Source organism: Flagellimonas meishanensis (assembly GCF_019880545.1).
GTDB lineage: Bacteria > Bacteroidota > Bacteroidia > Flavobacteriales > Flavobacteriaceae > Flagellimonas > Flagellimonas meishanensis.
This window is the reverse complement of record NZ_JAINVW010000001.1, coordinates 834881-847111: the sequence shown is the minus strand read 5'-3', so window position 1 is coordinate 847111 and position 12231 is coordinate 834881. Positions and strand designations below refer to the sequence as shown.

12 protein-coding genes are annotated in these 12231 nt (G+C 43.6%); 6 read left to right on the top strand and 6 right to left on the bottom strand.

Translation table 11 applies throughout. The features are described from left to right. Positions 1-50: 50 nt before the first annotated feature. The 6 genes from K7G75_RS03805 to K7G75_RS03780 all read left to right on the top strand — a co-directional run bounded on the left by K7G75_RS03805 (position 51) and on the right by K7G75_RS03780 (position 5715). A complete protein-coding gene (locus tag K7G75_RS03805) occupies positions 51-461 on the top strand; it encodes a BrxA/BrxB family bacilliredoxin (RefSeq protein WP_222982896.1) in 411 nt (136 codons plus the stop codon). Positions 462-548: 87 nt separating this feature from the next. Beyond that, a complete protein-coding gene (locus K7G75_RS03800) occupies positions 549-1280 on the top strand; it encodes a lysophospholipid acyltransferase family protein (protein ID WP_222982895.1) in 732 nt (243 codons plus the stop codon). 1 nt (position 1281) lies between these two features. Beyond that, the gene (locus tag K7G75_RS03795) at positions 1282-1941 is read left to right on the top strand and encodes an HD domain-containing protein (RefSeq protein ID WP_222982894.1); all 660 of its coding nucleotides are present in this window, start codon (positions 1282-1284) and stop codon (positions 1939-1941) included. Positions 1942-1995: 54 nt separating this feature from the next. After that, positions 1996-3420, top strand: coding sequence for a Gfo/Idh/MocA family protein (locus K7G75_RS03790; RefSeq protein ID WP_222982893.1), 1425 nt, complete (start codon positions 1996-1998; stop codon positions 3418-3420). Positions 3421-3501: 81 nt separating this feature from the next. Beyond that, the gene (locus K7G75_RS03785; RefSeq protein ID WP_222982892.1) at positions 3502-4959 is read left to right on the top strand and encodes a vanadium-dependent haloperoxidase; all 1458 of its coding nucleotides are present in this window, start codon (positions 3502-3504) and stop codon (positions 4957-4959) included. A gap of 84 nt (positions 4960-5043) precedes the next feature. After that, on the top strand, positions 5044-5715 hold the full coding sequence (locus K7G75_RS03780; RefSeq protein WP_222982891.1) for a hypothetical protein: 672 nt from the start codon (positions 5044-5046) through the stop codon (positions 5713-5715). Between the two features lie 9 nt (positions 5716-5724). On the opposite strand, the gene K7G75_RS03775 is transcribed toward K7G75_RS03780, so the two are convergent. The 6 genes from K7G75_RS03775 to K7G75_RS03750 all read right to left on the bottom strand — a co-directional run bounded on the left by K7G75_RS03775 (position 5725) and on the right by K7G75_RS03750 (position 12203). Then, positions 5725-6984: an RNA polymerase sigma factor gene (locus K7G75_RS03775; protein ID WP_222982890.1), complete on the bottom strand. Its 1260-nt coding sequence runs from the start codon at positions 6982-6984 to the stop codon at positions 5725-5727. A 55-nt stretch (positions 6985-7039) separates the two neighbouring features. Beyond that, on the bottom strand, positions 7040-7390 hold the full coding sequence (locus tag K7G75_RS03770) for a YciI family protein (RefSeq protein WP_222982889.1): 351 nt from the start codon (positions 7388-7390) through the stop codon (positions 7040-7042). Between the two features lie 190 nt (positions 7391-7580). Continuing rightward, positions 7581-8648 carry a PA0069 family radical SAM protein gene (locus K7G75_RS03765; protein ID WP_222982888.1) on the bottom strand — a complete coding sequence of 356 codons (1068 nt, stop codon included), beginning with the start codon at positions 8646-8648 and terminating at the stop codon, positions 7581-7583. Between the two features lie 134 nt (positions 8649-8782). Continuing rightward, positions 8783-9517: a collagen-like protein gene (locus tag K7G75_RS03760; RefSeq protein ID WP_222982887.1), complete on the bottom strand. Its 735-nt coding sequence runs from the start codon at positions 9515-9517 to the stop codon at positions 8783-8785. Between the two features lie 322 nt (positions 9518-9839). Beyond that, positions 9840-11393 (bottom strand): hypothetical protein, encoded by a 1554-nt coding sequence (locus K7G75_RS03755; RefSeq protein WP_222982886.1) that lies wholly within the window; start codon positions 11391-11393, stop codon positions 9840-9842. Positions 11394-11420: 27 nt separating this feature from the next. Next, entirely contained in the window at positions 11421-12203 is a 783-nt protein-coding gene (locus K7G75_RS03750) for an enoyl-CoA hydratase/isomerase family protein (RefSeq protein ID WP_222982885.1), read from the bottom strand. Between the last annotated feature and the right edge of the window lie 28 nt (positions 12204-12231).

The window sequence follows — 12231 nt, the reverse complement described above, 5'->3', positions numbered from 1 at the left end:
AAAAATAGTGTAAAAACCGTATCTTTGAAAACCAAATAAAAAAATAGACTATGTATCCAGAAGAATTGGTTAAACCCATGAGGCAGGACTTGGCTTCTGCTGGGTTTGAAGAGTTATATACTAGTGAGGCCGTTGAGAACGCACTTAAAAAAGAGGGCACTACATTGGTCGTTGTAAATTCCGTCTGTGGTTGTGCCGCTGCCAATGCCCGCCCTGCGGCCAAATTAAGCTTGCAAAATCAAAAGAATCCAGACCATTTGGTCACTGTTTTTGCCGGGGTGGATATGGAGGCCGTGGAAACCGCAAGAAACCATATGGTGCCGTTTCCCCCATCATCACCGAGCATGGCGCTTTTTAAGGATGGTGAGCTGGTCCATATGATAGAAAGGCACCACATTGAGGGAAGGCCTGCCGAACTGATTGCCGAAAACTTGATGGAGGCCTACAACGAATTTTGTTGATTTGATGCCCCTTAAAAATTTGAGCCACCCTAAAGGGTGGTTTTTTTATTTTTATACTAAATATTGACCTTGTCGCATCATCGTATCATGGAAAAAGTACTGTCTTATTTTTTCACCACCGTTTTCTTCATTTTTTTTGGTTTGACTTTAATTGTTTTCCATCCCATCCAGTGGTTTTGCCTCAATGTTTTTGGATATAATGCACATAAACGGAGTGTTTCCGTTTTGAATTGGTTCATCATGCGCTGTACGAACATTTTGGGCACGCGGTACAAGTTTGATAACCCCTTCAACATTCCGGCCGACCGGCCCTTAATCATCGTATCCAATCATCAGAGCATGTACGATATCCCTCCCATAATCTGGCACATGCGAAAACATCATCCAAAATTTGTGAGCAAGATTGAGCTGGGAAAGGGAATCCCAAGCGTGTCATTCAACCTTAGGCATGGCGGTTCCATATTGATAGATAGGAAAGATCCCAAACAATCCATCTCCGAACTTGAAAAATTGGGAAAGTATATTGAAGAACATAATCGAAGTGCCGTTATTTTCCCGGAAGGGACCCGAAGCAGGGACGGAACCCCAAAAGCATTCCGAACCACAGGGCTCAAAGTTTTGATGAAAAATGCGCCTTCGGCACTTATTGTCCCCATAAGCATCAACAATTCGTGGAAGCTGCTCCGGTATGGAAAATTTCCCATGGGCCTTGGGACCTATTTAAAGTTTAAGGTCCATAAACCTATAGAAAACAGTGAGGGTCCGGAAGCATTGATTGCCAAAGTCGAGGAGGAAATTACAAAACACCTGGCTTCCTAACATGAAAGATTCAGAACTTATAGAGAAAACCATTGCTTTCGTTAAACAGACCCTTCAAAATGCAGAGGGAGGACATGATTGGTTCCATATTGAACGGGTCTACAACACGGCAAAATTGATTTCAGAACACGAGCAAGTGGATGTAAGGGTGGTTGCTCTGGCCGCACTATTGCACGACATCGCGGACCCAAAGTTCCATGGTGGGGATGAAACACTGGGACCGTCCATGGCCCGCAACTTTTTGGAGTCCCAACATCTTGATCACGATGATGTGCTTCACGTGGTCAATATCATAAAGCATATGTCCTTTAAAAACAGCTTGGATCAAAATTCCGATCATTTCTCCTCCAAAGAGCTGCAAGTGGTTCAAGATGCAGACCGTTTGGACGCGATGGGGGCAATAGGCATTGCACGCGCCTTCAACTATGGTGGGTTTAAAAACAGACCATTACACGACCCTGAAATTCCTCCAAAACCAAAAATGTCCAAAGAGGAATATAAAAAATCCAACGCCCCGACCATCAACCATTTTTATGAAAAACTCCTGCTACTAAAAGATGGAATGTACACGGAAACCGCCCGAAAAATTGCAGACGGCAGGCACAGGTTTATGATGGCCTTTTTGGATCGCTTCCATAGCGAATGGACAGGTTATGAATAACTAAAAACCAAAGTTGTTTTTGTATCTTACTCATCCGAACCAAGTATACAAATTATGCAACGAAGAAAATTCCTCAAAAACGCAGCAGCAGCTTCCGCAGCTTTCTCAATTGTGCCGAGTCATGTACTTGGAAAAACCCATGTTCCACCAAGCGATACACTGTATGTGGGCGCTTTTGGTGTTGGAGGTCGAGGGAATGGTGTCATCAATGGACTGGCGGCTACGGGCAAGGTAAAATTTGTTGCCTTCTGTGATGTGGATGACCGACGTGCGCAACCCACATATGAGCTATTCCCAGATGTAAAACGCTTCAAGGATTTCAGAAAGGTATACGATAGACATGTAAAGGATATCGATGCAGTAATGGTTGCCACTCCAGACCATACTCATGCTACCATTGCACTTCCTTTTATGCGTGAAAAAAAACACGCCTATGTTGAAAAACCATTGACCCATAATATTCATGAGGCACGATTGATGACCCAAGTGGCTGCAGAAAATGGAATTGTGACCCAAATGGGCAACCAAGGGGCATCCAGCGATGATAGCCGTATTGCACGGGAATGGGTAGAATCTGGCATTATTGGTAAAGTGCATACCATAGATTGCTGGACCAACCGCCCTGTATGGCCCCAAGGTGTTCCCGTACCATCCGAAAAACAACACATCCCCCGTGAACTGGATTGGGACCTCTGGTTGGGCCCTGCGGCAATACGGGACTACAACGATGCCTATCTACCCTTTAAATGGCGAGGTTGGTGGGATTTTGGAACCGGAGCCCTTGGTGATATGGGCTGTCATATCATGGAAACACCCTTCAGTGTTTTGAATCTTGGTTATCCCACCGAAGCCGAAGCAAGTTGTACTACCGTTTGGGTCGGTGATTTTATTGAGGCGGATTATAGCCCATCTTGCCCTCCTTCTTCCAAAATCCATTTAAAATTTGAGCATGAACATCATGGAAACATCGCTTTGAATTGGTATGACGGTGGACTTAAGCCTGATCTCCCTGATGAACTTAAGGACAATGAAACCATTGGAGATGGTGGTGGCGGAACAGTGATGTATGGGGATAAAGGCACCATCGTTTGTGACACCTACTCGAGAAATGCACGATTGTTGCCTTCCGAATTGATGGGACTCTTCAATGCGCCCAGCCCAAAATATCCGAGAATACCCAATAGCATGGATGGCCATATTGCCAGTTTTGTCGATGCCTGCATCCAAGGAGGTGAGACCGCGTCTGACTTCTCAAAAGCGGGCCCACTCACGGAAACCGTGCTTATGGGAAATTTGGCAGTAAAAGCCTACCAATACAAAGTATTGAAAGAAGGCAAACAGATTGGAGATTGGGCTCCCTACGATTATCCTGGTAGAAGGAAACTGCTTTGGGACGGTGAAAACATGAAAATCACCAACTACGAAAAAGCCAACGAATGGGTCTCCAGGGAATATCGAAAAGGTTGGGAATTGACTTAAGGTTGGGCCTAGTTGTTTTTAATAGAAGTGGGGAAAAAATTATCTTTGCTGTTAGAATTTTGACAACCTAAGACCCATAAAATGAAAAGATTACTTGTACTGCTGTTCGCAGCATTGACCTTTTTTGCCTGCAAACAAAAACAAGAAGAGACCACTGTCGAGGAACCAAAAGGTTCCGAAAATATTGCTTATCGTTGGAGTGAAATGGCCATTAAGGCAACCGCCAATGATACGGATAGATTCAGTCCGCGTCCAACCATTACCTCCCGTTATTTGGGGCTCATTTTTGTTTCCATGTTTGATGCCTGGACCCGCTATGATGAAAAATCCATTCCTGTTTATCTGGAAAATGTGGAAAGAAGGCCGGCGGGTGAACAAACACTAAAGAACAAGGAAATTGCCATTAGTTATGCCGCATTTAGGGCAATGAATGAATACTATTACACGGACCAAGTACTCTTTACAAATTTCATGAAAGAGCTGGGCTTGGATCCCAATAATGAATCACTGGACCCCACTACACCTGAGGGCATTGGAAATTTAGCCGCCAAAGCGGTCATTGAGACAAGAAAAGGGGACGGTGCCAACCAATATGGCGAGGAGGAAGGCTCCAACGGCGAACCTTATTTCAATTACGTGGGGTATGAGCCCATTAACTCGGCGGACCAGAATGTGGATCCCAACCGCTGGCAACCTAAATATTTTTCCGATGGCAAAGGAGGTAAGTTTGCACCTGGATGCCTTACCCCGTTTTGGGATAAGGTGGAACCCATTGCACTTAAGTCGGGTAGTCAATTTAGGCCAGGGCCACCACCCATGATTGGTTCAGAGCAGTTGGAAAAAGAAGTGCAGGAAGTAATTGAAATGCAGGCGAACCTTACCGATGAGCAAAAAGCCTTGGTAGAATTTATGCGCGATGGTCCGCAATCCGTGCAACAGGCTGGGCATTGGTTGAAGTTTGCCCAAGAAGTTTCCATAAGGGACAACCACACATTGGATCAAGATGTAAAAATGTTCTTTTACAACCAAGTCGTGGCCATGGATGCCTTCATAGCCTCCTGGGATTCCAAGATGTTCTATGATTATGCAAGGCCCTACGCTTTGGTTCACGAATATTACGACAAGCAAAAAATAAAGGCATGGGGCGGAGTTGGAAAAGGTGTTATGGAAATTGACGGAGGACAATGGCGGCCCTATTCTCCCGACACTTTTTTGTGCCCTCCTTTTCCCAGTTATGTTTCCGGACACAGCACCATTAGTGGTGGATGTGCAGAAGCCTTAAAACTGTGGACAGGTAGTGACGAATTTGGTTCAGAGGTGCAGTTGGTGGCAGGCTATTTAACAGAACCAGACAATTTGGGCGATACCATAACACTTAAATTCCCCACTTTTACCAAAACCGCAGAAATGGCTGGGATATCCCGCGTTTTGGGAGGGTATCACATTCAGGCTGATAACATTGCCGGACTGGAACTGGGACGCGATGTGGCCAAGGAAGTTTGGAAATTCTACAAAAAACATGTAGGGGAGGAACTCTAATATTAAAGACTTGCTCCTTAATATAACCTATGGTTTTTTGAGTTATTATGCTTAATTATTTAGGATACAAATGAAATTCAATTAATGATTGCCAATAAAGCAATAATTCTGTCGGCAGTGATATACACTGTTTTGTTTATCACAGCTGTTTTCTTGTATTATAATATGAATTTTTCAGGAAGTGATGCCGCAGGAAGGGGGATGGAGCGGGGCTTTATACTTTTGTATGGATTGGGAGGTGCATTTTTGATAGCCATAATTCTTGCCCTGGTAAATAGGGTTCAATTCAAGGAAACATCACTTTTATGGGTTAGGCTTATTTATTTTGTCCCATTATTGTTGCCTATGATGGCAGCTGGAATAACATACTTTGAAATTGGTGTTCCAAAGGCCATGTCCATGGATGTTCAAGAACTTAGGCTGACTTTTGAGATAAGAAGTTCTAAAAAACTGGATGCCCCCAGGCTCATGTTCAAATCCTCTTCAGGAAGTAGCTCGGGTATATTAAGTTATGTGGGTGATAGGGATGGGTTTCATTTTTATGAGAAGAGCAACGCAATTTCTTCGGCTTACGATAGATTTTTCTATGTTGAATGGGCTGGAATCAAAACCCAAAAACATGTGTTGAAGATTCCATACCAACCCCAGGTCACTTCCTTTTCCAACTGGCAAGATTTTTTTGAAATAGATAATGGGTCAGAGGAGGCACAAAAACTTGAGTTCAGATATAAAATCGATAACCCGGAAAATCTTTAGCTTTCATCGCTAAGAATGAAGTCTAAGTTTGTTTTCCAGATATTCCTTGACCAATTCATTTTCAACAAGGTTTAAGGCATCTTTTATGGCCTGCCGTTGTTCTTTTGAGCGGTTTAGTTCCGATAATAGTTCGGCCTTGATAGCATAAAACAAGGCCTGCTGTTCCAAATCTGAAGTTTTTTCAAGCTTTTCGAGTTCAACCAAGGCCTTTTGGGGTCCACGAACTTTGCACAATGGAATTATCCGGTTCAAGGCTACCATCGGGGTATACCATAATTTCAATTGTACATCATATAAATACAGGATGCTTTTCCAATCCGTCTCTTCAAAACTTTTGGCCATACAATGATAGTAAGATCGGGCAGCTTCCAAATGGTAGCTGGATGGTTTTTTGTCCAAGGTACCGGCATTTTCAAGATGATAAATCCCTATTTGTATCAGTTCCTGATTGTATCTGGAACGGTCCTGGAATTCCAAGGTTGCCAATGCTCCCTGGTCATCCAAGCGGGCATCAAATCGCGAGGCATGAAAACACATCAGGGCTATCAAAGCTTCCAAATTTGGGTGTCTGCAGTATTTGTTCTCCCTCAACAGCAAAGCCAAACGAAGTGCCTCGTAACAAATGTCCCGTTTTACGATCTGGGTTCCCGAAGTGGCCTTATATCCTTCTGAAAACATTAGATAAATAACTTGCAACACACGGAACAAGCGGGATTGTAATCCCATTTGAACCGGTATCTGGAGCAACTGAACCTTACTCCTAAATCTTTTTTTGGCCCTGGTAAACAACTTGGCCACCGTTTCTTCCTTCTTTAACAGAGCTTCAGCAAGTTCCTTATTACTAAATCCTCCAATAAGCTTTAGACTGAGCACCAATTGATGTTCTTGGGAAAGTGTTGGGTGGCAACAGGCAAATATCATCCTTAACTGACTGTCTGAAATGCTATCATCCAGAATTGGATCCTTTTCCACATCTCCATTGCCACTCTTCCCTACTTCCAAAGGGTCTTTGGGACTCAACTTTTTTTCCCTACGGAGCACATCGATCAATGCATTGTTGGCCACTCTATATAGCCATGCGGTAGGTGAATCCGGAACCGATTTATATGCCCATACCTGCATGGCCTTTATAAAAGTATCCTGGGTTACGTCCTCAATCTTTTCTAGGTGTGCGGTGCCATATTTATGGGTCAAAACCGCAACCACCTTTCCATATTCCGTGCGGAAAAGGTGGTCTATGGTTTCATTTAGGTTTTGACGGTTTTCCATAAGCACAACTACTCACCATAACTGATGCGATGTTCTATTCCAATCCGAGCGCATTTTAATGTTCCAGATCAAGAATCTCCCGCACTTCCACAAATGCCCCTTCATAATCAAAAATGGGACATCCTTTGGATATTTCAACGGCTTCATCAATATCCTTTGCGGAAACGATCAGGTAGCCTCCAACCATTTCTGCCCCTTCGGCAAATGGTCCATTGGTGACAACATCCCCTCGATCCCGAACCACCTTACCTCCTTTGTCCAAGGGCAATCCGTCCAAAAGCGTGCCCTGCTCTCTAAGGCCGCCCATCCATTGTCCCCAAAGTTCCATATGGGCCTGTTTTTCTTCTTGGGAGAGTTTGGCATACGCCTCATCCCCACCTCTAAACAAATACAAAAAATTACTCATTGGTCTACGTTTTGTGTCCTATAACTAGAACTGGTTATACTTTGTTTCCATTAGTACGACGAAAAGCAAAACCAGCTTTGGACAGTTCTCTAAATATATTCAAAATCGTTCTGCCATTTTCGAACGGATATGAAAATTCCCCTTTTGAACTCCCACAACCATCTCCAGAAATAACGATTCATAGCAACAATCAAAACAAGCGCATTTGCCCATTTTTATATTGGGCGTGCAAATCTTTGTTCAAATCTGGAAACACCCTGCACTTGAAGTAGCGTTGACTGGCCAACCTGGCCGTGTCATGGATTTGGGCCGCAATTTTGCCCTCTCCCCTGTTCCTGAGTCCAAAACGACTATCATTCAGGGAGCCCCCATGGCAGTCCTGGATCATTTTTAGGACTTTTTGAGCGCTGTCCGGCATGGCCTTTTGAATCCAATCTGTAAATATTTGACCAATGGCACCATTTAATCGCACTAGGGTGAATCCGAAGGAAAGAGCACCATGTTCCGCAACCGTTTTGGCCAAGGGTAAAAGTTCATGGCTATTTATCCCCGGTATAATGGGAGCTAGCATAGCATTCACAGGTATCCCATGTTCCGAAAGCTTTTTTATGGTCTCCAATCTTTTGCTGATGGATGTCGTCCTTGGTTCCAGTTTTCTCCTGGTTTTTTCAGAAAGGGAAGTCACCGAAATATGGACTCCGACCAGCTGATTGGCATTAAGCTCGCTTAACAGGTCCAGATCGCGCAATATGGTGGCATTTTTGGTGATGATGCCCACAGGGTGGTGGTATTTTAGGAACACTTCCAAACAAGCTCTGGTAATCTTGAATTTTTGTTCGGCAGGTTGATAGCAATCGGTGTTTCCGGAAAGCACTATGGTCTCTGCCTTCCAATTTTTATGTTTGATTTTAGATTCCAGCAATTCCGCAGCTGATTTCTTTACCAAAATTTTTCGCTCAAAATCCAACCCAGCACTGTATCCCCAATATTCATGTGCGTTGCGGGCATAGCAATAGACACAACCGTGTTCACATCCTTGGTAAGGGTTCATGGAATATAGCATCCCTACATCTGGACTGTCCACTTTGTTCACAATGGTCTTGGGGAAAATTGGGATATACTGTGTTTTGTTGTCTTCGGCCTCCTCTCCCTCCCTATGGCAGAACTCCAAAAAATCCTCTCGCATTTCATACACATGCCGAAGGAACTTATTGGGTGTGTTTTTTTGGGCGCCTCTTCCTTTCAGGAGCTTGTTCATGATAAAAAATTGGATTTTATCCAAATATATGGATTTTATCCAAAAATTCAAATGAGAGGTTTTTATGCTAAGTCAACTAAAAAGGCCGGAGAATCCCCGGCCTTTTATATGAAAAAAGAGGTGTAAGCCTTGTCCTATTCTAAACCAAAATACTTGGCCACGGCATTGTAGTCGTTAATATCAACTCCTTTGTCTTTAAGTTGCTGAATAATGTCCTCATGGCTTCCCTTATTAATATTGAATCCGAACTCGATTTCTACAACCCTTAAGAAACTATATGTATTTACAGCAACATTAAAGTCTGTATCATCAGAAGTGCGGTAAAAGTTAATCACCAAATCACTGCCATTTTGACTTTCTGTATGGAACACTCTAGTATATGTTGTATTTAAACCCAGTGGACCAGGTACGGAATACCAAAGATTAAACCTTTTAAGGTAGAAAAGAAAAGCACGTGTATTCAATTCCAATATGGTATATCCAGTATTTATGGTCAGTTGATTGCCAGAGAAATTTGAGATATCATAGTCAGCGTAACCCACATTTGCATTCCCATCAGCCCCTTTGGGTCCTTGTAATCCTTGTGGACCTTGCTCTCCCTGTAGACCTTCCGCACCTTGACAGTCTAAGGCATCATAGTTGCCATCTGTGTTCATGTCTTCCTCCGGGTCTCCAATACCATTCCCGTTGAGATCCCAGCAACTTATACCATCAGTGCCGTTGGCACCATCTATTCCATCGACACCATCAGTGCCGTTAATTCCATTCGCTCCCGCTGGCCCAGTAGGTCCTGTGGCACCGTCCTCTCCTTTGGAGCATGATACCATAATCAACACAGCACACAAAAATATTATGTTAAGTGATTTCATAATTTTTAATTTTAGTTTTCAAAATAAGACCAAAGCTAAAAAGACATATAGAGCTTCATGGTCCTCAATTGACTTAATATGGCTACGGCTTGATAGAACAACTGTTTGAGTTGATGGTAGGATACTGTTTGGCACTTCCAAATGGAGCGCTTCCCATTTTCTTGAGATTATTGTAGGGGTAGTACCGTATTGAATGCGGGAGGCTAAAAAATGGCTAGATCTATTCGCTCAATAGTGAAAACAATGTTTTGTAACCACGAATAGTTCCTTTGTCATGATCTGTTACAATTATTACGGCTTAGGAGCAATCAGTATTTTACCTTCAGTCAAAAGCCACCTTTACCAGCTGCTTTTTGCCCGCACGCTTGGCGTAAAAAAGCATGTTGTCATCGGTATCGTTCTTCAGGGGTTTGGAGACCATTAAGGGTAGGCGGGCCTCTTGGCTGTCAATGATCTTTTCATAGCCCATTTTGCCCTGTTCATCCAGCGAAATCAGAAATACGTTGCGGTTCCTTGTAAGTCCCTGTTTAAAGATCAAGCGCTCGTTGTTGATCAACTGTGGATTGTCGGCCGCCGTGCAGATGAAGAAATAAGTTTTTCCGTTCTTGCAGAAAGAGCTGTAAGAGGCATAGGCGCCATCACCTTGGGTGACCTCGGTCTTGTTTATGTTGCGTGCCCAGATCATCTCACCATTGGATTCCAGCTTTATACTGACGATGTCGTTATGGTGAAAACGTTCAATTTTTACGCGCTGGCCCGCTCCAGTTACCTCCAACCCAGTGGTGACAAAGTACTCTTCTGCATTGAACAATATGTCCTGGTTCTCAGTCACTTCTATACCCTTGAACACCAGATTCTTGATCACTTTTTCTTCTTCGCGACCGAATTTATCCTCCATGAATTGTTCTGAAAAAGGGTTGTATCTTTTTGAGTTCACCTCCAAAGAAGCGGGATTCACATCAAAATAGGCTATGCCGTTATAGCGATTGTCCTTTCTGTCTGCATAAAAACCTACACAGACCAGTCTGTTCTTGAGCCAGATAGGGTAAAGTGCCTCTGGATACTTACCAGGATCCACAAAGGATTGTGTACTATTCGCATTTTGGGAAACCTTTACCAGCTCATATTGAAACTTGCGCTCATCCACACTGAAACGCTTTTTCTTAAAATAGGCTTTTCCAACAATATAGGCCGTTTGTAGATCCTGGGAAAAGGTCACATTCTCAAAAGCGTAGTTTTTTTCCTCTATTTCGTTGGAAAAATCGTGTTCGAACTTTTTGTTAAGCCCGGTATCGTAGACATGGATCATGTGCTTGTCAGTCTTTCCGCGTTTGTGATGGGTGCTTATGATAAATCCTGTCTTGGTTTCGTTAAAAAGCACCGCAGTTGAGAACCCACGGGAAAAGTTTCGGTTATAATAGTTTTTGCCCACCGGGTCTTCCACTTCTTCCGATGCTATGGAAAGTAGCTTTTTGGCTTTAAAGTTGAAGGCTATAATGGGACTGGTATGTACCCAGTATTCGTATTGGCCGTTGTTATAATTATAATTCAAGAACAACAGGTTTAGCTGGCCGTTCTTAAAAAATCCATCGACAAAATCCAAGCCCTTCAACTTATAGTTGTACTCTTCCATAAGCTCCAACTTGTCGTTGTATCTTTCTATAAGGTATCCTTTAGGCCTTAAAATCAGCCCTTGATAGTATGCACGGACCAAAATATATCCCCCTGCACCATCCTCTTCCAAAGTGAGGAGGTTGGAGTAGCGATACCGGTCACTGTATTTTTCGCCAAAATCATAGGAAACTGGCATATTTTGGGCAGCAATGCCCCATATTGCCAAAAATAAAAGCAAAAAGACGGTTTGTTTTTTTAACATAGCTCAGTTGGGTTATTCCGCCAACCACTATGATCCGGGAAAGTCCGCTTTACGTTTTTCCAAAAAGGCCGATGTTCCCTCTTTAAAATCATCGGTGCCAAAGCAGGTGCCAAAAGCTTCAATTTCCGCGGCATAGCCGTCGACATCATACTTAAAACCAGCATTTACCGCTTTTATTGCATGTTTTATGGCAACGGATGAGTTATTCGATATCCTGCCCGCGATTTTAACACATAGGGGCAACAGTTCCTCGGGAGAAACCACGTGGTTCACCAATCCATATTCCACGGCGGTGCCGCCATCAATCATCCCCGCTGTCATAATGAGTTCCATGGCCCTTCCCTTGCCTATGAGCTGCGGTAATCGTTGCGTGCCCCCATATCCGGGAATAACCCCCAACGACACTTCGGGCAGTCCCATTTTGGCGTTGGTACTGGCCACCCTAAAATGGCAGGCCATGGCCAGTTCTAGGCCCCCGCCTAGTGCAAATCCATTTATGGCCGCGATTACCGGAGTGGACAGATTCTCCACTAGGTCAAAAAGTCTTTCTTGGCCTTCGGCCGACAACCGTTTTGCCTCGCTAACCGAAAAATCCGCAAATTCGGAGATATCGGCCCCTGCTACGAAAGCCTTTTCCCCACTTCCCGTGATGATTATCACTTTTATCTGCGCGTCATCATCCAACTCCTTGAAGGCCACATGGAGTTCTTCAATGGTTCTTTTGTTGAGTGCATTTAATTTTTGTGGCCGATCAATGGTAATGGTACCAATCTGGTTCTCTTCCTCGATATAGATATTTTCGAAGTCCATAAGTGTAATTTTAAATAGTTGGGCAACG